This is a genomic window from Fundicoccus sp. Sow4_H7 (genome assembly GCF_052115865.1).
Taxonomy (GTDB): Bacteria; Bacillota; Bacilli; order Lactobacillales; family Aerococcaceae; genus Fundicoccus_A.
Map to the genome: position 1 here is coordinate 32,920 of NZ_JBQKME010000011.1, position 22,159 is coordinate 55,078.

Sequence of the window (22,159 nt, forward strand, 5' to 3'; positions counted from 1 at the left end):
TTTTATGTTTATAGGTGAAAATGGTAAGTTTGTCATCATTACTTATTTAGGTGTTTTCTTCTCACTGTCAGCCATCGCTTTTGTCTTAAATCAACAGCTGACATTAGCTATGATGGCATTTATTTTAACCGGTATTTGTGATTTGTTCGATGGCAGCTTTGCGAGAATGTTTGATCGAACAGTCGCTGAAGAACAGTTCGGAGTTGAAATTGATTCTCTAAGCGATATGATTAATTTTGTAGCCTTCCCTAGTGTGATGCTACTTTCACAATATTCCGCGTCTTTTTTTTCGTTAATAGTAGTAGTGGTTTATGCTCTTTGTGCCATTAGTCGCTTAGCCCATTTTAATCGCTTGGCTAAAAACGAAGGACCCTCTCATTATTTTGTGGGTATGCCTGTTACTTATAGTGCTTTGTTTTTCCCACTACTTTATTTATTTGATCAATGGGCAAACCTAGGACAGTATCAGTTAATCAGTCATCTAACAGCTTTGGTATTAGGATTTTTATTCATCTTAAATATCCGCATCCCCAAACCGAATCGTTGGGCTTATATCTTCTTTGCCGTTTTAGCTGTATTGACTTTAATTGGTTTAGGTATGGTCCAATGGTAGATATTTATTATCGCGATCGTCAAACGGTTGATCATCCTATTGAGTTTAATTCCGATTTAGTTGAATTATTATATGGGCGTTCTTGGGGACAAAAATTGTTGCCTATTGTGACCCAGCCATTATTTTCAAAGCTCTATAGCTTGATGGATTATTTGCCGATGTCAAAGCGAAAAATTGATTATTTTGTTGAAACTTTTCACATCGATTTGAACCAATATGAACAACAAAAGTATAAGCATTTTGCTGATTTTTTTACAAGAAAATTAAAACCAACTGCCCTTAAATTGCCTTCTTCTTCTGAAGTTATGGCAGTGGCTCAAGCTAAATTACAAGTTTTCACCATTGATAAGTCTTTAACCGTTGAAATTAAAAATCAAACTTATCAACTAACTGAGCTTATTCAAGATAACCAATTAGCGCCTAAGTTTGATGGCGGAATCTTATGTGTTTACCGACTAGCTTTAGAAGATTATCACCGCTATTTAACGGCTGAAAGTGGAAAAATTCTTTTTCAAAAAAATATCACTGGAAAACTTCATTCCGTACGCGAACTAGCACAAACAAAGGCAGCCATCTTCAAAGAAAATAAAAGAGTTGTGACTGCTATTGAAACAGCCCATTTAGGAATAATTTTACAGATGGAAATTGGTGCTTTGCTAGTCGGAAAAATAAATAATTACAAACGCAAACAAGTATATAAAGGGCAAGAAAAAGGATGGTTTTCTCTTGGTGGTTCAACAATTGTCGTGGCTTATCCTGCCAACACCATTCAAATCGATCAAGATATATTGGATTACTCTAAATTAGGTATTGAAACGCAAGTTCAAATTGGCGAAAGGATTGGTAGCTACCATGATTAAAAGACTGCATATTTATTTTAAAGAAATGTATCCACTTATTTCTCGTTTCTTTTTAGCGATTATTTATTTCTTTGAAATCTATTTTCTATTATTACTCAATAAAAATATCTATGATTTCTCCATTGGAATTCAAGAGTGGATTGGCGTACTAACAGTTTTCATTTTTTTAATGGTATTGAGAATTGCGGACGATTTTAAAGATTACGAACATGACAAACGTCTTTTTTCTCATCGCCCCCTGCCTTCTGGTCAGGTTTATAAGAAAGACTTAGCAATTACTTTAGTGTTTGTTGTTGGCTTATCCTTCATATTAAATCTCGTCTTTATGAATAATTTTGCTTGGTATTTATTTTTATTTATTTATGGGACATTAATGTCTTTATGGTTTTTTCAAAAAGATAAGATTCAAAACTCACTTCCATTAGCATTGATTACACATAATCCTGTTATGATGGTATTGAATATTTATATACTTTCATTTGTCTGCTTTAAATACGATCTGCCACTAGTTTCTTGGACAACTTTTTTACTCGCCTTTACCATGTATTTCCAAAGTTTAATTTGGGAAATTTCACGCAAAATTCGAGCCCCCAAAGACGAAACAGAATATGTGACCTATTCACAATTATTTGGTTATGAAAAAGTCACGCGCTTTGTACGAAATTTAACGTTAATCGATATTATGACAAATATTCTCTTACTTTGGAATCTTTCGAAAATCGGTGTGGTGTTTATTGTGCTTAATGTGATTTGGATGATGGTTCAATTTCAACAATTTATTAAAGATCCAAATCATTTTAAATTAGTAGACCGTGTTGAGCGTTATACTTATATTACAGAGATTACGATGGTTGCATCTGTAATTGTTCACTTAATTCAAATGAGGTTAAATTTATGATAAGAGAAGATAAGATAAATTCGTCAAATGGAAACAAAGCATATCATTCGTATATCATGCAAAAAGCTGGTTTAAATGTACCAGCTTTTGCTGTTTTTCGTTATGAATTGTATTCAAAAACTGAAGTAAAGAAACAATTACAAGAATTTCAAGAAAGATATAATAAGCAAGAATTATCTTTAGAGGAACTTAGTCATCAATTAAAATCATTTGCAAAAGTTGCATTTGAAGAAGAAGATATGGATGAAGTATATGCGTATACACAAAGCTTTAGTAAACAAACTTCTTTTGCGATTCGTTCTTCGGCCAATGCCGAAGACCAAGCAAGGCAATCTTTTGCTGGACAGTTTAATACACAGAGTAACGTCAAGCCAGATCAGCTAGAAGTCGCTTTATTAAATACTTTATTATCTTTATATGAGCTATCAGCTCTCAATTATTTTTTAACACAAGCTATCAGCCTTGATGAAATCGAAATGATTGTGATGGTTCAAGAGATGATTGTAGGCGAAATATCAGGTGTGTATTTTACTGCCAATCCACAAGGGATACTCAATGAGCATGTTATTGTTGCCGGCTTTGGTTTAGGGAGTGGCATTGTCGAAGATAAGGTACCAACAAGCATGACAATCTTGCATCCCGATAGAGATGAAAACAAAGACATCCAACCCAATTTAGATGTCGCTTATAGTGAATTAAATCCAAACGCCCCTCATTTGAACCACAATCAAATTACTCAGTTGGTTGATATGGCTTACCAAGTTATGGGCTTGTTTGGGGATTTTTTAGACATAGAATTTACTTTCAAAAACAATAGATTGTATGTTTTACAAGCACGGCAAATTACAACCTTGCCAGAAGGTCCGATATTTATCTTAGATAATAGTAATATTGTTGAATCTTATCCCGGTATCTCGACTCCTTTGACTATTAGTTTTGTGAAAGAAGCCTATCGACAAGTCTTTAGAGGTCTGGCAAAAAGAGTATTGCGACAATCAGATGAACAGATTAATCAATACGATAGCATTTTTTCGAATATGTTGGCAGATGTCAATAGTCGGATCTATTATCAAATTCATAATTGGTATGAACTCTTGCATATGTTACCTTTTTCAAAAAAGATTATTCCTATTTGGCAAGATATGTTGGGCGTTCGTAATCTGGAACAAGTTGCTCCAACCGTTAAGCTGTCTTTTATTGATAAATCACGCGTGATTTTTGGAATAATCCGGGCGTTTGTTAGGTCTCCACGAGCAATGGCCAAATTAGATGATGATTTTATACATATACAACAGCATTTTGAGTCTAACTATTCAAAACAGGCAAGTATAAAAGAGCTGAGAAATTTATTTACAGAAATTAAAACGGCTATTCTCGAACAATGGGATATCACACTCATCAATGACCTTTATGCATTTATATTTACTGGACTTTTAAATAAATCACTTCAGCAACAAGCTGTACCTTCTGAAATTGCTGGCGTTTCACAGATTGAATCCATGAAACCGATGCATGCGTTGAATAAAATTATTGAAGAGATTTCTTTAGAGAAAAATAAAGCTTATCAAGAGAAATTGTTTAATTTAAACGAAGATGAATTAGATGTGTTTTTAGCTAGAGACCAGCATCAGATGACACAAATGATTGTTCATTTTATTGATGAATTTGGCGATCGAGCGCCAGGAGAACTAAAGTTAGAGACCGTAACTTACCGCGTTCAACCTATTAAACTGATTCAAATGATTAAACAACAAACTACTAAACACCTATCCCAGCAGACTAAGTTACCTAACAATATAAAGAAAGATGAAATAAAGCTACCATTCTTAAGTCGCTTTTTTAGAGAACATGCCATACTAGGAATTAAATACCGTGAAAGTTCTCGTATGAATCGAACGAGAATTTATGGAATGGTTCGAACCATATTTTTAACCATTGGTCAAAGATTTGTTGAAGCAAACATACTTGAAGAGGTTAGGGATATTTTTTATTTAACAATGGAAGAAATTTTCTCGATAGATGAAGATTTAAGTGTCAAATTATTGGTTGAGAAAATTAGGGATCGAAAACAACAACTAAAAGTTGACCAGCAACTTCCGGCATTTAATCGACTGGTATTTGTGGGAGAAGTTTTTAACCGCTACCCTTCAACCATCCAAAACATTGACCAAGACGAAGCTTATGAAACGGTATTACAAGGGATAGGCTGTTCAACTGGTAGGATTAAAGCAGAGGTGATTGTGATTAATGATTTGCAAGCAATTGGCGATATTGATGTTCAAGGAAAAATCATTGTAACAACCATGACCGATCCTGGTTGGGTGTATTTATTAACACAGGCCATAGGCATAATTGCTGAAAAAGGGTCACTCTTGTCCCACACTGCCATTATTTCTAGAGAGTTAAAGATACCATCCATTGTCAATGTTAAAAATGTCACGCAAAGACTTAAAACAGGTGAAGTCATTGAAATGGATGGTTTAAGTGGTCAGATTAAAAGAGTCTAAATTTAGCTTTGCATTGGAGGAATCATCAATGGAGATTAAACAAGTTTTTGCAAATACAAAAGAAGCGCTTGATTTTCTTTTGTTGCCGTGGAGATTATATCCGGCAAATGAACGCATGGAATCAACTGCTGAAATTGAAGCACTTTTGGCAGGAACACATGTGCTCAGTCCTACTTTTTCCTTTCAAGCATATATTGCCTATGTTGACCAAGAAGCTGTCATCCGTTCTGCCTTAATCTATAATCGAACAAACAATGAAAGCTTTCTAGGCTTTTTTGAAGCGGTTAACTTACCCCAAGTCATGGAAAAATTTATGGATTTTATTTTTGAGCAAGCTAGATCACTTGGTGCCAAAAAACTTATCGGGCCTGTCAATGGAAGTTTTTGGTTGGGTTATCGAATGAAACTTTCAAATTTTGATTGTGCTCCATTTACTGGCGAGCCTCACAATTTGGATTATTATCCCGATTTATGGCAAACAATTGGTTTTGAATTAGTTGAACAATATCAATCACATTTTTACACACAATCGCCCTTGGGCTTCCAAGCCGAAAGACTTAAAAAACGTTACAGGCATTTTATTGATCGAGGTTACCAATTTGTACATCCTAAAAAAGATGATTGGTCCAAGGTGTCATTGGAAGTCTTTTATTTATTGAAAAAACTTTATGCAGACTTTCCTGTATTTCAATCCATTACTGACAGTCAATTTTCAGAAATTTTTGCCGCCTACAAACAAATTCTTGACTTTTCAATGGTAACTTTAGCTTACTATGAATCCAAACTCGTTGGCTTTTTTATCCCACTCCCCGACTATGGAACGATTGTTTATCAAAAGCTCACGCCACTTAACATCTTTAAAATACTGACACGACGTAAAAAAGCTAAGCGATATATTTTGTTATATTTAGGTGTAGATGCGGATCACCTTGGTTTAGGGTCTGCCCTTTCATATATTGTATTTAAAAATATTAAAAAGAGAAAGGCTTTATCAATCGGAGCTCTTATCCATCAAGGCAAAATTACCAACCATTATGTCAAAGAATTACAAACGGCACATACTGACTATGGACTTTTTGAAATAAAACTTTAAATAACGACCAGCTATTGGAAAGTAATTCATCCAATAGCTGGTCGTTTATGATATTTATTTAATGGCTTCAACGGCAATTTGTACTTTTGCTCCTCGAAGTAGTTGTCCACCAAAAGTAAGACGGGCAGGATAAGGTTCATAAAAATATTCGGCATAAATTGCATTAAATGCATCAAAATCATTCATGTCACTTAGGATCACAGTAGTTTTGACCACATGCGACAGATCCATTTCTTCTTCATGTAAGATTTCATTAATATTGGTCAAACACTGGACCGTTTGTTCCTTTATATCAGCCGCAATCTCATTTGTAACAGGATTTATCGGCAATTGACCTGACACATAAACTATATTACCAGATATAATGGCTTGCGAATATGGACCAATCACTTTTGGTGCTTCATTTGTTTGAATTACTTTTCTTCTACTTCTTGTCATGACAACACTTCTTTCATATATAATTTATTTTTTCTGCTCTCAAGATTCTTTCCATTTCATCTATCGCATCTGTATAATAGCTTCGACCAAATTTATGTAAGTGGACCATTAATAGATATAAACGATAAAATCGTAATCTGAATTCATAGCCAGATTTTAATGGATACTCGGCTTGATAAGCCTCATAAAAATCATGGTTAAATCCACCAAAAACAGTTGTAATCCCAATATCAAATTCACGGTCACCGTATAATGGCGAAGGATCAAATAAAGCAGGCTCTCCATTTTTGAGAAACATAAAATTCCCGCTCCACAAGTCTCCATGTAAAAGTGACGATTCACTTTCATGTTGACTTAAACTTTCTACGATTATTTTTCTGACGTCTTTAAACGTCTCCACATCTTGTCTATTCCACAATCCTTTATCGATTAGTTCTTCATTTAGAACATCTAATCGCTGATTCACAAACAACACAAGCCATGAATTTGTCCATTCATTTTCAAAACAAATACTACCGCCTTGATACGGAAATTCAAAACCAAATTGCTTGTTTTCTTGTTGAATCCGGTGCATCTTAGCTACTAATTTTCCTAAATCTTTTTGACTTCCTTGCCCTTCTTCTAAAAACTCCAACAGTAAATAAGGGTGGTTTTCAATAACACCATGAGCAATTATTTCTGGTGTCCTTATGCCATTGTCAGCAAATAACTCCAAGCCTTTAATTTCAGCTGCATAAAAATCAGTTGTTTGATCAGGTCGTAGCAATAAAAAGTAGGTTTTTTCATTGGATACAACACGATACATATGTTTTGCATTCGCTTGACTCAATGTTTCAATTGAATCAATTGATTGAAGAGGAATATTTTTGAACCATTCATTGTTCAATGAAACCAATCCTTTCTTATGTAATTATAATCTAGAAATCTCTTTCTTAACAAGTTTATTTTTTTATTTTATCATATATTTTGGAATTTATATTATTTGCATCAATAAATAATATAGTTTAAAACTATCATTTGATACCAAAAATACCACTATAAAAACCAAAAAATTCCGAAGCACTCTAAATTGAGTGTCCGGAATTTCATAAAAAATTTTTTTTTTCTAAGCTTTATATTCGTGTAAAATTACTCCTTGAACAACACGGTTGACAGTCCCTGTTGGAGATGGTTTATCTGGATTGTTACCCACTTTTATCGCAGCCAATAAAGACAAGGTTTGAGCAAAAATAACAAATGGTAAGCTCAAGTAGACATCTTCGATATGGCTATATTTTGCATCAAAGTTATATTGTTTGTTATCAATACCTTCGATAGAATCAACGGAAATCGCCACTACTTGACGTGCAATTTGATCATGGTAAACTTCATTGATTAAATCAGCATCGTATTGACGGCTGTATGGATTGCTTGAAACAAAATTAATCACCAATGTATTTTCATCAATTAGAGATTTTGGACCATGACGGAAGCCGAGTGGTGTTTCATACATTGTCGCAATCTTACCAGCTGTTAACTCTAAGATCTTTAATTGCGCTTCGCGAGCTAAACCAAAAAAACCGGCAGACCCTAAATAAATAACTCTATTAAAATCTAAATCAATAATTTCTTGTACGAATGACGCATCTGCTAACATTTGTTGACCCATTTCAATCAAGTCAGAAACAACTTTTTCTTTATCCGTATTGGCATCAAACACTAATAAAGCAGTTAATAACATACAAGTAAAGCTACCTGTCATTGCAAAACCGGCATCATTTGAACGACTAGGTTGCAACAATAACAAGTTCTCAGCATCACCTTCTGCAGCTTTAGCTAACTTCCCTTCAGCAGCACAAGTAATGGTAATTTGATAAAAATCCTTAACCAGTTGCTTAGCTAAGTTAACGGTTGCCACACTTTCAGGTGAATTTCCACTACGAGCAAATGAAACTAAAATTGTTGGGATATCTTCTTGGAAAATATAGTCTGGAGCCGCCACAATATCTGTTGTAGCTACAGCTTGGAAACGAATTTTCTTTTGATCATGAATTTTATTTAAATATGGACTAATTGTTTCCCCAACAAAAGCTGATGTACCTGCTCCTGAAAAAATTACTTGAACAAACTCATGTTTAGCTTGTATTTTTTCTAAATATGTAGTAATTTCTTCGGCTTTGGCTTGATAGTTATCCAATACTTCTTGCCATAATTCAGGTTGCTGCTTAATTTCACGTGTTGTAATTTCTGCACCGAGTTCGGTCAATTGTGCAGTATCCATTTCAAACATGTTATTCCTCCTAATTATTTTTTAAAGCAGAGATATTTATTTGATTAATGAATCACTTCAAAGTCGTTTGTCCAAGGTGTGGCGGTTTCTTTAAGGGCATCATTTAGGGATTCAATATTAGCGCGACCGGTTGTTTGAAGCCACTCAAGAGTTGCCTCTTCGCCCTTTTCAACGTAAACATTGACAGCATCTTTCCATGTTGCACGTCCGCAAAGCACGCCATTGAAAACTGCTCCTGCTTCTTTTGCCAGGCATAATGTTTGATTAAATAACTCCATGCTAACCCCAGCACTTAAGAAAATATATGGAATGTGAGTCGCATCACTTTGTTCTTTAAAGTATGCCATGGCTTCTTCACGCGTGTAGACTGGTTCTTGCCCTTCTTTTGTATAACCTTGAACAAAGTTCATATTAACAGGTACTTCCACTTTTAAGACATCAACTTGGTATTTTTCTTTCGAAAATTCTTTCATTGCAGCAATAACTTTGGCTGGTTTAACTTTCGCAAAAGCTTCACCTTTTTCGTTGTCGCCATTGGCATCATAGGTTAAAATCTCTAAGAAAAATGGCATGTCAAGTGCTTTACATTCTTGCCCCAAACGTTCCATGTAAACATGCTTAAACTCATTGATTGCTTCATCTTCATCTGCATCATAATATAAAAGGAATTTAACAGAATCTGCTCCGGCTTCTTTAAGACGATAAACAGACCATTCCGTTAATAAATCAGGTAAACGTCCAACTTCAGTAGCATCGTAACCTGTTTTTTCATAAGCAACTAGTAAGCCAGCTGACGCATCTCTAAGTTCTGCAGCAGGTAAACCATATTCTGGATCAAGTAAAATTGAACTTGCGTATTTAGTTAGTTCTGCAGAAACTAATTTTTTGAATTCTACAATCGTTTCTTCTGGATCCGTTACATTGGCGCCTTCTGCTAACATTTTCTTTAAAGAACCACGTTGATCGATTGCTAATGCAGCAATAACATTTTGTTCATTTGATAAGCGTTTGATTGCTTCAAGTTTTTCTGCTGATAATTTCACTTTACCCAAAATAATTCCAACTTTCTTTAGATTATTATTCACAACTGGTAGTAACCACTTTAATTATAAAAGATATTCATAGAAAGTCAATGGTCGTTATTCATTCACTGAGTGATTAGTTTCGATTGATATGAACCATCCGATAAGAAAATTTATCTGCTCGGGCAATACTCTTGGTGTATTCAATCAATTCGTTTTTAGAACTATAAGCTTTACGCGTTATTTCCAGCACAGGACTATCTGCAGTAATTTCAAGGTGGTCTGCAGCTTCATTTGTAGCAAGATTAGCAAAAATTTCTTCCTCAGCTTGTTTGATGACAGTCTGATAATCTTCACGCAAAATATCGTACAAGGCACGACTTTCAAAATCTTGATCGATTAAGCCAGGAAACATTTTCCTTACTAAAAAGGTCTCTTCAATCATCATCGGTATTTCATCAGCCAAGCGTTTACGATACAAATAAATAATTTTATCACCCTCTTGTGCTGGTAAGAAAGCTGCCAGTTCTTCATTGCAAAGAATAATTTTTTTCGCAATGATTTCTGTTTGAGGTTGCCTGCCGAGAGCTTTCATATGTTCGGTAAAGCTATACATAGACCCAATATTGATGGCTTGTTGAAAATGATCAGTGATCATACTTCCTATTCCAGGTCTTGCTTTGATATAGCCTAGTTCTTCAAGCTGTTTCAATGCTAACCGAACCGTGGTCCGACTAATTTGATATTGTTCCGCAATTTTTCGCTCAGACGGTAAATAATCACCAGCTTGTAAATGTTGATTAATATATTGAATCAGCTGTTCACTTAATTGTATATAAATAGGTTTTTCAGTCATAAGACCCCTCCAGTCATTTTCGATAATCCAATCATAGTGTCAATTAGCTCAACTTACAAGTTCTTCTTTCAAATCTTTTTAATAAATATCTCTGACCATGTAAAAACACAGTACCATTTAATAGCACTGTGTTGATATAGAGGTATTTATTTAAAATTAGTGTTCATTTGGATCATCAATCGCATCTTGGTGCGTTTCATGAACTGTGCCCGCTAAATGATCAGGACCTGCATATACGGTATATAATTTTAAAGGTTCGCCTGAATTATTTTCGACATTATGCCAAACATCTGCTGGAACAAAAATCGCATCATCAGCATAAACTTCTTGAGTAAAATCTAAATTGTCTTCCGTTGGCCCCATTTTACAAATCCCTTGACCACTAACGATGTGAAGAAATTGATCGATACCTTCATGAATCTCCAAGCCAATATCATCACCAGGTTGGATTGTCATAGTGGTTACTTGAAGTTTTTCACCTGTCCAAAGGGTTGTACGATAATTATTATTCTCAACGGCTAGCTTGTCAATATTCACAACATAAGGTTCTTTACCATGGTCTTTGTGCTCAACATTTTCTGACATAAATAATCTCCTCTTTCTTTATAATGGATCTAATTATATTATAATCCTTTTGACTAGGGATGCCAGTTAAATGGTTTAGTTTAGAAAATTATTTTGATATTTTTCAAAGCCAGTCTGATCTATTTCCGCTTGATTAAATACCTCTGCATATTGCCATCTTCCGGCTTTATTATCTAAAGCACCAGGGACAATTTCATATGCTAACAGAGCATCCGCTGGCACAAATCCTAAAGCTTGATAATATTCCGGATGCCCCGTAATAATAATGGCTTTGTGTCCTAAGGTTTGTGCTTTGAAAATTGTTTCAGCAATGAGTTGCTTACCAATTCCTTGTTTTTGGTAATTCGGATCAACACTGAGTGGACCAAATACAATGACTGGCGTTTTTGTTTGATCGTTATGAATAATATCACCATGTGAGTACATAATATGACCGATTGGCTCCTCGTTCTTTAAGATGAGCCAATCTAATTCTGGAATATAGGCTGCATCTTGTCGCATAAGGTGAGCTAAATAATGTTCTCTTGTCCCAGTTCTCCCTTCAAGGACAACTGGTTGAAAGGTACGATAAATAAGTTCTTCGATGGCTTGATTATCTTCTGCTTTTGCTTGCCGAATCGTCATTGTCAAAGAAAAATGCTCCTTTTTGGTGGTTTGGATTGAATTTTATTTGGTAAAAAGTATTGGAAATTTGATGTGTAAAGATAGTTTTCGGCATATAGCTTGTTGGATCTGCTTAATAGAGAGCTCTTTAAGCAGATAATCTGAATTATGTGCCGAATGAAGAGCTCATTAGGCATATAACTCAGAGGATATGCCAGGGAATGGCTGTCCATGGTATATAATCCAGAAGATGTGCCAGGGAACAGCTATCCAAGGCATATAATCCAGAAGATGTGCCAGGGAACGGCTATCCAGGGCATATAACTCAGAGGATATGCCAGGGAACAGCTCTCCATGGCATATAATACAAAAGATGTGCCAGGGAAAGAGGATGTTTGACAGTTTTTTACAATTATTTGCCAATCAATGAAGCCGCTGGCCAACTTTCCCCAATTCCTGGCCACTTAACGGCCCATCGGGCCAACTTCTCGCATTTCCTGGATAAACTCTTTACCCCACCACATCTATCCATCCCAATTCCCAACACAATCCTAAATATCCAATTCAATTAAAATCGGTGTGTGGTCTTGACGTGTTCCAGAATCAATCATTTCTGACTTGATGACTTTATCTCCCAAGCGTTCACTTACTAGTGCATAGTCGATTCTCCAACCGGAGTTATTTATTTTGCTGGTTTTTACGCGTTGAGCCCACCAAGTATAGACGCCTTCAACATCTCCATGTAAGTGTCTGAAGCTATCAATGAAGCCAGCGTCTAATAAATTGCTAAAGCCGGCACGTTCTTCGTCTGTAAAGCCAGCTGAAAAATGGTTGCGGTCTGGGTGCGCCAGGTCAATTTCTTTATGGGCAACGTTGAAATCTCCAACCGCAACGACTGGCTTGGTTTTATCTAATTCACTTAAATAATTGCTATATAAAATATCCCATTGTTGACGATCAGCTAAACGGACCAAAGCGTCACCTACATTCGGTGAATAAACCTGTGTTACATAAAGATTTTCCAATTCTAAGGTTAACAAACGTCCTTCAAAATCCATAGTAGTTGGTGCTTCGATTTGAGGTGCGGTAGGCGTTACATCCAAACCTTCTCGCACTAAAAACATTGTCCCAGCGTAGCCTTTACGAGCAGGTTCAACCGAACTACGCCAAAATACCGAATAATTCGCAAATATTTCTTCTAATTTGGCTATATGTGCTTTTGTTGGACCTTTTGCCGATAATTTTGTTTCTTGTATGGCGATAATGTCTGCTTGATGTGCTTGAATGGTATACAAAACATCTCGCGATAACAAAGCACGAGCAGAATCGCTGGTTAAGGCTGCATTTAATGAATCAATATTCCAAGATATAATTTTCATGAAATTCTCCCATCTTTTCTTTATAATTTTATTATCGCATAAAAAAGATGACTTTCAATCAATGCGATATTTATTTAAGAAGTTTTTTTCATCTAGTAATTAAATTTATTCTCAATTATAATCAAGTTTAATGATGATTGATTATTGGAGGCACTTAATGGAAACCGAACATGTAGAGTCAACCGCTTTTAGTAAATTTTATGAAAAATATGTGATGAGAGATACTCAAATAGCCATATATTTCTTTTATTTCATTGGAATTCTTTTCATTCTTTTTGCATTATTAGTGAATAGTCCTCAAGAAATTTGGAATGGTTTTTGGAAAATCATGGTATCACCTTCTAGCTTAATTACCGATTATTTTGAAGTCGGTGGTGTGGGTGCAACTTTTGTGAATGCTGCGATCGTCTTATTACTGAGCACATTTTATGTTCACCGCTATACGAAATGGATTACAGGTCCCATTAGTGCAGCTTTATTTACTATTTTAGGATTTGCATTTTTTGGAAAAAATATCTTTAATACCATCCCGATTATGTTTGGTTCGATTCTTTATAGCAAATTTGTCGATCAAAACCACAATCGAGCATTACTAACCAGTTTGTTTGCAACAGCACTTGGACCAGTCGTCAGTTTGATTAGTTTTGGACAAGATATTCCTTTTTATTTTTCCATTCCAATCGCTTACGCAGTTGGACTCCTCATTGGTTTTATTATAACCCCAGTCGCATCCGCTTTTTTACGGTTCCACCAAGGCTATAATTTATACAATATCGGTTTTACAGCTGGAGTTCTTGGTATGCTGATTGCTAGTGTCATGCGAGCATTTGGATTGTTTGTCGACACAGTGAGCGCGACTTACATCGCTCCAACTCTTGGCGTAAATATCTTTTTCTTTGTATTTAATTTAATGCTCATAGGATTAGGCTGGCTTGGAAATAGAAAGACAAAAACATCTTATCGTGATTTGTTGGATAGCCAAGGTGTTTTAATTAGTGACTTTGTCCAATCTCATAGTGCAGGTTTGGCCATAATGAATGCTGGTATTCTTGGACTAATCAGCATGGCTTATGTCCTTGCAGTGGGCGGAATTATTGAAGGGCCGGTCATTGGCGGGATTCTCACCGTCATTGGGTTTGGACTTTTTGGAAAACATCCGCGAAATGTCATTCCAGTTATCGCTGGTGTTTATGTCACACAAGTGTTAATGCATACCGAATCACCCGCATCCAACTCAGCTTTATTAGCAGCCTTATTTGGAACCACTGTTGCGCCTATCTCAGGTAAATTCGGTCCATTGGCTGGCTTTATTGCTGGCGGGCTTCATGCATCACTGGTGCAATTTACTGGATTTGTTCATGCAGGTGTCAATCTTTATAATAATGGTTTTGCTGGCGGATTTGTTGCTGCTTCGCTCGCACCCATTTTCGAAATGATTCAAGAAAGGAAGAAAGATCATGCCACGCGAAATAAAAAAAATTAAAAATATTGTGAGTGAACTCCTCGACTATTTTCTCAATGAAAATATCACTGATATCAATGTTCGAGTCCAACTACTTGATCAGGAAACACAAATAACGCTAACTGCCCAAACCACTCAACTACCTGAAAACATTGACACCATCATCCATAAAATAAATACCACCCGCCATCCTGAAGTGGAGGATTACTACGATGATTTATTAGGAATACGCGACAACCAATTAGATTTAGAAGTTTTAGCAACGGTAGTGGATTCGGCTAAGGTTCAATTTGAAAACAATATAATGACTTTTACCGTTATAAGAAAAATCAAATAAATAAAAGCTGAACTTCGGACTCGTTTGTGTAGTGCACCCCGAAAGTTCAGCTTTATTTAGTTCCCCTGCTCTTCTATCCAATTTTCAACATCTTCTTGATAAAAATCATCCACCATAATTTGCGAACCCTCAATCAGCAAAACTTGATCCTCAACTAAATCATACAGTCTTTGATTAATTTGATTCACAAATGCATTCAAGAATAAACCATGTTCTTCACAAAAAGCTTCAGCTTCAAATAAATCTAAACCATTGTTACTGACAATCATTTGAAGGAAAACAAGCTGAATCTCTCCATCATCATCAGTATTTACAGTTCCAGTTAATACAGGCATTTCTTCTTCATTTTTTGCTTTTTCTTCCAATACCACTTCAACGACATCATCTTCATTTTCATCCCCAACAAAATCAGTAATCATATCAACTATTTGGGTTAATTCTTGTTGTGAAGTAGATATTTTTTCAAAATTCAATTCAATTTTCTTAGGCTCGACTACTTTTTCAGCTTTAGCCATTTTTTTAGCAAGAGCTAATTCAGCCGCTACGCGCTCTTTTATTTTATCAACAACAGCTTTATTAAATCGTTTTTCTATATTTTCAAGATCAGCTTGAACTTTAATTTCTCTAAGTCCATATTTTTTGCGAATGGTATTTTCCGCATATTTTATCAGTGAACTAATAAAATAATAATGTTTATCTTCTTCATAGGGCCGAACTGCCGTAAGTCGTATCTTGTTAATAAATTGATTACGGGCTTTATTAGGTGTTGGACCTGCTTCATCTGATAAAGCATCAAAAATTATCGTCCACATATCAAAATATAAAGTCAAAATATCATTTTTATAAGGCCCTTCCCAAATTTTCGTGGTCCTTGTTTTTGTGGCAAATAAAACTCTTTCTTGTGAGTGGCTTAAGTTATTTTCTTCGCGATAAGACTGATCTAAGTCCCACCATAATGGTTTTAATTCTGCTGGTGAAAGACGGAATAATTTCTTTAATGTATCGCTCGGTTCTCCTAAAAAGGTGAAAAATACATCGGTTTCTCTCTTTAATAAATCACGCTCTTTTTTACCTAAGCGATAGTTCAACATGCCTACTTCTGAATATAACTCTGTTTCATGTATACTGCCAAATTGTTTGATCACTCTAGTCCTTGCAAAAGCATGGATGGCTTGCAAAAAACGTCGAATTTCATAACTATTCCAAGCAAAACTACGAATGTAGTTCATAAAGGTAGTATTTTCTCTTTTAAAATGCTGATCGAGTATATGAATATAATGCAAATACAATTGATCGACAAGTTGTTCAAATTCTTTATTACCGCGATATCGATCAGTAAAGTAATCATGATTAACATAAGCCAACCAATTTTCTTCCTTTACTTTACGTTTTCTTGTAGGGATTGGCTCAGCTTGATCAAAAGTCACATCGATAATGTCTTCTATATTTTTGCTTAACCAGTTTTTTATCGCTTGATAATTTATCATTTTCATTTTTATCACCTGTCTTTCAAATGTGGCTGTGTTATTTAATTGACATTATACTCTGTAAAAGATTAAAATCACATCATTTATGCGATATATGGATCACCTTTTAAAAACTCATTCACTTCTTCTAAAGCAAGAGATTCATTGATGACATATTCAATCAATAAATCCTTAGGAACCAACTTTTGATATTTTAAATAAGCCGTTTCTGCTTGCAAAATAAAATCATTATGTTTAAAATAATTCACCCAGTCCGCACGGCTCACTTCAGCTTGACTGGCTTGTTCAAGTGCCTGACGAATCTCTTCTCCAGAAATAAAGACTGAACTACTTCCTTGTTTAAAGGTCCGACCGGTCACTAAATTTAATAAATAAACTAGAGTTCGATTAGCTTTTGATCCTAAGAAGCTAACTAACCATGGGTCACCATTATCGGTAAGATGGAAATAAAATCCATCTCTTTTAATAACGGATGCTGCCATCATTTCAAAAGTTTGCTGGATGCTTGGATCATATTCGCTCCAATCAGCTGACAATAACAATTCTTTCATCCGTTGGCGTATAAGCGAAGAGGTATCGAGTCGATCTTTAGATTCAAAATAGGCTTCCCCTTTATGTGCAGGAATGACATGTACTTGCTTTTTGCCAATGTCTATCCATAAAATTTGCCAAACTTTACCACTTAATAATATATTATCACCGTTAGTTAACCCAGGTTCAACAGCAATCGTTCCGATGTTTTTCAAGTCATGGTAAACACTCAATTCAGGTTCGGTTGAAAACTGGGTATAAAATTCAGCCATTCGTAACATTGGTTGAGCTGCATTTCCCGAAATAAATTCAAAGTTATCCATTTCTTCAAGATATTCTTTCTTAATCATGCTTTCTACTAAATACTCTAAATCATTTTCCTCAATATGACGCCATAAATTTCCTCGACTCAAATGTTCCTTCAAAGCTCCCAACGTCAAACCATTGTGTTCGATAACCAAGGAAATGATTTGATGAGCTAAGACATCATAGGGTTGTTCTATTTGTGGATTACTATCCAAAAGACCTTCTTCGAGTAATTGAATGGCCGCAATGCCTTGAAGTAATTCCCAGCCTTCATGAGCAATAAACCGTAATTTATTCACTCCCGTTCGACGTCCTGACCGGCCAAGACGTTGTGATAATGTAGACACATTAGGTGGCGGTCCATATTGGATAATACTATCAACTGAACCAATATCAATCCCTAATTCTAAAGTTGACGTACAGCAAATGGTAAATTTGCGGCCACGACTTTCTTTTGCAAACTGTTCTGCAAAGAGCCGTGTATCCTTTGGTAAAGAGGCATGATGAACAAAGAAACTAGCTTGATTTTGTTTGTTTTTCTCAGCCAGTCGATTAAGCGAAGAACCAATTTCTTCCACTTTATTACGACTATTTGGAAAAACTAACATGGCCTCAGCTTGTGCAGCATTGTAAATAACGTCAATTCCTTTAAAAAAAGAAGATTCATCACTTTTTTGTTTAGGAAAATAGAAAATTTCATGTTCACGTTCATTTTGCCCACGGTCTACAATAATCGATGTTTCTCGATTATTTTGAAAAAACAACTTAGTTCGCATAAAGTCTTCTCGATTTAAAGTAGCTGATAAACCAACACAACGGGGTTGTTTCGTCATATAAAATGACAAACGATTCATTAACGACATGACTTGTATGCCACGGTTTTCGCCTAAAAAACTATGAATTTCATCAATGATAATCCATTCTGTCTTAGCGAAAAGATGGCGAGCTTCATGAGGGCGGTTGACTAACATCGCCTCAATCGATTCAGGTGTGATTAAAACAATCCCATTTGGGTGTTTCACTAATTCTTTTTTCTTCGTTTGATTCGCTTCGCCATGCCAACTTGTCACACTGATTTCTAAATCTTGACACATTTGCATCAGACGCTTGAATTGATCATTGATTAAAGCAATTAAAGGTGAAATATATAAAATTTTCACGCCATCGTGCCAATTTTCAATTTGATTGATGGCGGGCAAAAAAGCTGCTTCAGTTTTACCTGAAGCAGTTGGGGCTGCGAGTATGAAATTATTATCACTTTCTTGACTAAAAATAATCGCTTTTTTCTGTATCGGTCGTAATTCCTGCCAACCACTATCATAAATATATTCACGTAAAGACCGATTTAATAAGGAAAATGCATCTGCCATTAAAACACCTCAATTTGATCGTCATCCGTATTGGCTGCATCTTTTTGAACAGGGGCAGCAACAGAGCCAAACTTATCTTGTAAAGCATCAGATACTGTAATAGTTGGATTTTGACGCATCAAATCCAACAATTCAATAAAATCTTTAATCACCGCACGTGGGGTTAAAAATTCGTCTGCACCGGGACGATTCAATTGAATTTCCATATATTGCACAATTTCGGCTTCAGTTAAACTTACATTAGATTTATAATTTACTTGGTAAATCTGAATTAAATTAGATAGTAAAGTATAAATTTCTTCATTGGTCAATGGTTTCAGAGGTAAAGTTGTCCGATTTGTATTCAATAAATCCGAATCCATTCGCTCTTCGAGACCTAAACGCCCTTGTAAAGCACCATACGAAGCCATGCCACGCACATTATTATAAACCGTCTTGCGTGTTGCACCTAAATTGACAAACAAAGCTCGAGCAACATCAGCCTTACATTCATTATAAATATTCAAAATCCGCTCATAATTGCGTTCCCGCGAAACACTGTTAGACAATTTATAAATATTAACTGCCTCATCCAAATTCACTACAAACCCACTATAGCCAATCCCAATAAATAATTCTGACATGGTTTTTATGGCATCATACCAATTATCATCGCGAATAATACGATTAATACCTAGCGCTTGCTTACTTTCAGTCATCGTACGAATATCGCCTCTTAACCAACGAATCGCTTGTAACATTTGCTGTCTATCTTTATGAATTAATCCTCGATAATATTGAATAATGGCTTGGCCAAACTCAAAAGATAAAGCAACCGATTGAAATTTCGCAAAAGTATCTAAAATAATATTTTCTATTTCAGAGCTATATTTATCGTCCATAATGTCGGCTTGGCTAAGGTGATATTTATTAGAAAGATCTTGGATAATCTGCATAATCCATTCCTCAACAATGGTATTAAGCACATTCCCATTTTGGGCAGATTTGGTGACTAATTTATCCATAATTTCAGTATATAAAGCAACAGCACTCCCGTCAGTAGCGTAAAGACGTCGATTCGGTGTTAGATCAACGGTTGAACTGACGAAGTTTTTCTGCTGGGCTAAATTTTGAATAGTCTGCAACATAAAGCTTTTCCCACTACCAAAATCTCCCACCCAAATTCGCAAATCACTGCTACCTTGACTAACATCTTCTAAAGTTTGAATGACTTCTTCTACTTCATGACGACGCCCAACAAGCAAGTATTGGACGCCTCGTTTAGGCACAACACCTGCTTCTAACGCTTTAATGATACTATCTGCATCTTTACGGTTAACCGACACCACCATTAGGTCCACTCCTTCATCTACATATACTGCAATTGTATCATAATATCATGCTACAACCAAACGTTTGTTCGCTATATTAACCGATGTTTTAAAATAATAAATTGATTGCTGAAATGGCAGTTAGGATAATAATGAGATATTTATAGCTGGACTCATTAATATGTTTAATTAACCAAATGCCGATTAAAGCGCCAATTCCAATAAAAGGAATCAAAATTAATGTATAAGACATTGTTTCCCACGTAATGGTTCCCCATAAAAAGACATGAAATGGAACCTTTAGTAAATTAATGATCAAGAAAAACCAAGCAGTTGTTCCAATCATGGTATTTTTATTTAAGTTTTGGGCTAAAATATAAACATTAAATATTGGACCTGAAGCATTTCCAACCATTGATGAAAAGCCGCTGGTAATACCGACCAGTTGCGTTAACCAAAGATTGTCTGGCAACTCAACGGCTTTCTTTTGTAATTGACGAATAATTAGTAAAGCTAAGCAAAATAAAACAATGATGCCCATAATAAATTTGAACTGCTGATCATTCAAATAATTACCGACCAATGCTCCTAGGATAATACCAGTGACTGAAGCAGGCATGAGTTTTAAAATGTCCTTTAATCTTCCTTCTTTACCATATTGATAAACCGCTGCTATATCGCCGACGATAAGCATGGGTAACATGATCCCTGCAGAAGCTTTCCCGCCAAACATTGTAGCTAAAATCGCGACCGCTGGCATGGTAGCTCCTTGAATCCCTGCTTTAGAAAAACCCACAATTAAGGCCACTACAACTAGCATCAACCATTCACTTATATTTAATCCCATCAATAAATATCACCTCAATGAATCTTTTTATTATTCAACTGCCGATTCTAATGCTTTATTCACTGCACTTGTGATGACCTTTGTAGAAGCTGTAGCAGAAGTAACAACATCAATCTGATAAGAATTTTCTTCAATAATCTTGTTCACAATATGTTCGCCAACTTCTTCATAAGTTGTTACATGGTCGACAAATTCAATATTTTTGATTTTATGATCTTCCACTTCAACATCGATTTCAACTTTTAAAAGTAAGGTATCGACTCTTCCTCTATAAATCCCATCAGCAACATCTGCCATATCGATGTTAGTATAGTTAATGGAGCGATACTGCCATTGAAATATAATAAATATCGATGCCATCATAATAATTAAAACGCTTAATGAAGCAACCACAACTCTAAACATTTTTTTATCGTACAATCTTTTCTCTCCTTATAAAATCTATTCATTATCAAATTGTAGACTATTCTACATATTATTAAAAGCCTTAAAAAGCGTTTTGTTGAAAAGACATCAAAAAAGAGGCTGACAATTTGAATTATCAGCCTCACTAATATTAATTTATTTAAGCATGCGTCTCATTATAAATTTGATTTAATGCTTTTTCGAAAACGGTTACGGGCTGTGCACCAGGCACCCCATATTGGTTGTTAAACACAAAGAATGGTACACCTTGAATACCAATTTGATTGGCGGTCATGACATCTTGTTGAACTTGGTTCAAGTTAATCGCTGGATTATCCAAAATTGAACGAACAGCGCCTTCCTCTAAACCAACAGTTTTACTTAATTCTACTAAGGTTTCATGATCACTTAAAACTAAACCTTCTTCAAAAACGGCTTTATACAAACGGTTGAAGAAATCAATTCCCTTACCTTCATTAGTAGCATATTGAAAAACACGATGTGCATCAAGTGTATTTGACTCTTGTATAATATCAAAATTAAAATCTAATCCACTATCTTTTGCCATTTTAGTTATTTGACCAAAAGAAGCGCGCATTTCATCCGCTGAAACGCCTTTTTTAGCCGCCAAAGTTTCGACATAAGATTTACCTGGAATATGTTCTGCTGTTGGATCTAATTGGTAACTCTTATACTCAATTTCTACTTCATCACGGTGCTCAAATTTATCTAAAGCATCCTTTAAATTCGTTGTTCCAATGTAGCAAAAAGGACAGACGAAATCAGACCAAATCGTTATTTTCATTATTATTGTCCCCCTCGCTTAATTTTTCTTCCTTATTTAATTCTATGGGTCCACAAATACCTGTCTCAATATCACACGTGTAAGCCATAGATTCAGTAGTATCTATAAATTCAAATATTTTCATTGTTTTATTTTCAGTCGTCATATGATTCATTCCTTTCATAGCGCACTATATC

The 22,159-nt window shown here is 35.4% G+C and carries 22 protein-coding genes; 7 read left to right on the top strand and 15 right to left on the bottom strand.

What is annotated here, in order from left to right:
* The first annotated feature begins 4 nt into the window (after positions 1-4).
* The 5 genes from ACTQ54_RS10040 to ACTQ54_RS10060 are packed head-to-tail and all read left to right on the top strand — an operon-like array spanning position 5 to position 5,971.
* On the top strand, positions 5-613 hold the full coding sequence (locus tag ACTQ54_RS10040; protein WP_441756493.1) for a CDP-alcohol phosphatidyltransferase family protein: 609 nt from the start codon (positions 5-7) through the stop codon (positions 611-613).
* Positions 607-1,473 (top strand): phosphatidylserine decarboxylase, encoded by an 867-nt coding sequence (locus tag ACTQ54_RS10045; protein WP_441756495.1) that lies wholly within the window; start codon positions 607-609, stop codon positions 1,471-1,473. Before ACTQ54_RS10040 ends, ACTQ54_RS10045 begins: the two co-directional genes overlap by 7 nt.
* Complete coding sequence (locus ACTQ54_RS10050; protein ID WP_441756497.1) at positions 1,466-2,371, top strand: prenyltransferase; 906 nt, start codon at positions 1,466-1,468, stop codon at positions 2,369-2,371. The genes ACTQ54_RS10045 and ACTQ54_RS10050 overlap by 8 nt, the downstream gene beginning before the upstream one ends.
* Positions 2,368-4,878 carry a phosphoenolpyruvate synthase gene (locus ACTQ54_RS10055; protein ID WP_441756499.1) on the top strand — a complete coding sequence of 837 codons (2,511 nt, stop codon included), beginning with the start codon at positions 2,368-2,370 and terminating at the stop codon, positions 4,876-4,878. The genes ACTQ54_RS10050 and ACTQ54_RS10055 overlap by 4 nt, the downstream gene beginning before the upstream one ends.
* A gap of 28 nt (positions 4,879-4,906) precedes the next feature.
* Entirely contained in the window at positions 4,907-5,971 is a 1,065-nt protein-coding gene (locus tag ACTQ54_RS10060; RefSeq protein ID WP_441756501.1) for a hypothetical protein, read from the top strand.
* Between the two features lie 54 nt (positions 5,972-6,025).
* Here the strand turns inward: ACTQ54_RS10060 and ACTQ54_RS10065 are convergent, their stop codons facing one another.
* The 8 genes from ACTQ54_RS10065 to ACTQ54_RS10100 form a co-directional block, all read right to left on the bottom strand.
* Entirely contained in the window at positions 6,026-6,409 is a 384-nt protein-coding gene (locus tag ACTQ54_RS10065) for a Rid family detoxifying hydrolase (protein WP_441756503.1), read from the bottom strand.
* Between the two features lie 13 nt (positions 6,410-6,422).
* Positions 6,423-7,295: a fructosamine kinase family protein gene (locus ACTQ54_RS10070; RefSeq protein ID WP_441756505.1), complete on the bottom strand. Its 873-nt coding sequence runs from the start codon at positions 7,293-7,295 to the stop codon at positions 6,423-6,425.
* A gap of 219 nt (positions 7,296-7,514) precedes the next feature.
* Entirely contained in the window at positions 7,515-8,678 is a 1,164-nt protein-coding gene (locus ACTQ54_RS10075) for an SIS domain-containing protein (RefSeq protein ID WP_441756506.1), read from the bottom strand.
* A gap of 44 nt (positions 8,679-8,722) precedes the next feature.
* Positions 8,723-9,730 carry a tagatose-bisphosphate aldolase gene (gene lacD / locus ACTQ54_RS10080; RefSeq protein ID WP_441756579.1) on the bottom strand — a complete coding sequence of 336 codons (1,008 nt, stop codon included), beginning with the start codon at positions 9,728-9,730 and terminating at the stop codon, positions 8,723-8,725.
* A gap of 106 nt (positions 9,731-9,836) precedes the next feature.
* On the bottom strand, positions 9,837-10,556 hold the full coding sequence (locus ACTQ54_RS10085; RefSeq protein WP_441756508.1) for a GntR family transcriptional regulator: 720 nt from the start codon (positions 10,554-10,556) through the stop codon (positions 9,837-9,839).
* Positions 10,557-10,712: 156 nt separating this feature from the next.
* Complete coding sequence (locus tag ACTQ54_RS10090; RefSeq protein WP_441756510.1) at positions 10,713-11,141, bottom strand: cupin domain-containing protein; 429 nt, start codon at positions 11,139-11,141, stop codon at positions 10,713-10,715.
* Positions 11,142-11,216: 75 nt separating this feature from the next.
* The gene (locus tag ACTQ54_RS10095; RefSeq protein WP_441756581.1) at positions 11,217-11,765 is read right to left on the bottom strand and encodes a GNAT family N-acetyltransferase; all 549 of its coding nucleotides are present in this window, start codon (positions 11,763-11,765) and stop codon (positions 11,217-11,219) included.
* Between the two features lie 530 nt (positions 11,766-12,295).
* Positions 12,296-13,123, bottom strand: a complete 828-nt coding sequence (locus ACTQ54_RS10100; RefSeq protein WP_441756512.1) for an exodeoxyribonuclease III — start codon at positions 13,121-13,123, stop codon at positions 12,296-12,298.
* Between the two features lie 157 nt (positions 13,124-13,280).
* On the opposite strand from ACTQ54_RS10100, the gene ACTQ54_RS10105 reads away from it, so the two are divergent.
* Together ACTQ54_RS10105 and ACTQ54_RS10110 are read left to right on the top strand one after the other, a co-directional pair.
* Positions 13,281-14,606 carry a DUF1576 domain-containing protein gene (locus tag ACTQ54_RS10105; protein ID WP_441756514.1) on the top strand — a complete coding sequence of 442 codons (1,326 nt, stop codon included), beginning with the start codon at positions 13,281-13,283 and terminating at the stop codon, positions 14,604-14,606.
* Positions 14,581-14,922, top strand: coding sequence for a hypothetical protein (locus ACTQ54_RS10110; RefSeq protein ID WP_441756515.1), 342 nt, complete (start codon positions 14,581-14,583; stop codon positions 14,920-14,922). The genes ACTQ54_RS10105 and ACTQ54_RS10110 overlap by 26 nt, the downstream gene beginning before the upstream one ends.
* Before the next feature lie 56 nt (positions 14,923-14,978).
* Here ACTQ54_RS10110 and ACTQ54_RS10115 read toward each other — a convergent pair whose 3' ends face one another.
* The 7 genes from ACTQ54_RS10115 to ACTQ54_RS10145 all read right to left on the bottom strand — a co-directional run bounded on the left by ACTQ54_RS10115 (position 14,979) and on the right by ACTQ54_RS10145 (position 22,128).
* On the bottom strand, positions 14,979-16,415 hold the full coding sequence (locus tag ACTQ54_RS10115; RefSeq protein ID WP_441756517.1) for a tellurite resistance TerB C-terminal domain-containing protein: 1,437 nt from the start codon (positions 16,413-16,415) through the stop codon (positions 14,979-14,981).
* Between the two features lie 77 nt (positions 16,416-16,492).
* Positions 16,493-18,616 (bottom strand): DEAD/DEAH box helicase, encoded by a 2,124-nt coding sequence (locus tag ACTQ54_RS10120; RefSeq protein WP_441756519.1) that lies wholly within the window; start codon positions 18,614-18,616, stop codon positions 16,493-16,495.
* On the bottom strand, positions 18,616-19,947 hold the full coding sequence (locus tag ACTQ54_RS10125) for a BREX system ATP-binding domain-containing protein (protein ID WP_441756521.1): 1,332 nt from the start codon (positions 19,945-19,947) through the stop codon (positions 18,616-18,618). Before ACTQ54_RS10125 ends, ACTQ54_RS10120 begins: the two co-directional genes overlap by 1 nt.
* 88 nt (positions 19,948-20,035) lie before the next feature.
* Positions 20,036-20,773 carry a sulfite exporter TauE/SafE family protein gene (locus tag ACTQ54_RS10130; protein ID WP_441756523.1) on the bottom strand — a complete coding sequence of 246 codons (738 nt, stop codon included), beginning with the start codon at positions 20,771-20,773 and terminating at the stop codon, positions 20,036-20,038.
* A 30-nt stretch (positions 20,774-20,803) separates the two neighbouring features.
* Positions 20,804-21,193, bottom strand: a complete 390-nt coding sequence (locus ACTQ54_RS10135; protein ID WP_441756525.1) for an FMN-binding protein — start codon at positions 21,191-21,193, stop codon at positions 20,804-20,806.
* Positions 21,194-21,338: 145 nt separating this feature from the next.
* The gene (locus tag ACTQ54_RS10140; RefSeq protein WP_441756527.1) at positions 21,339-21,983 is read right to left on the bottom strand and encodes a DsbA family oxidoreductase; all 645 of its coding nucleotides are present in this window, start codon (positions 21,981-21,983) and stop codon (positions 21,339-21,341) included.
* The gene (locus tag ACTQ54_RS10145) at positions 21,961-22,128 is read right to left on the bottom strand and encodes a hypothetical protein (RefSeq protein ID WP_441756529.1); all 168 of its coding nucleotides are present in this window, start codon (positions 22,126-22,128) and stop codon (positions 21,961-21,963) included. Before ACTQ54_RS10145 ends, ACTQ54_RS10140 begins: the two co-directional genes overlap by 23 nt.
* Between the last annotated feature and the right edge of the window lie 31 nt (positions 22,129-22,159).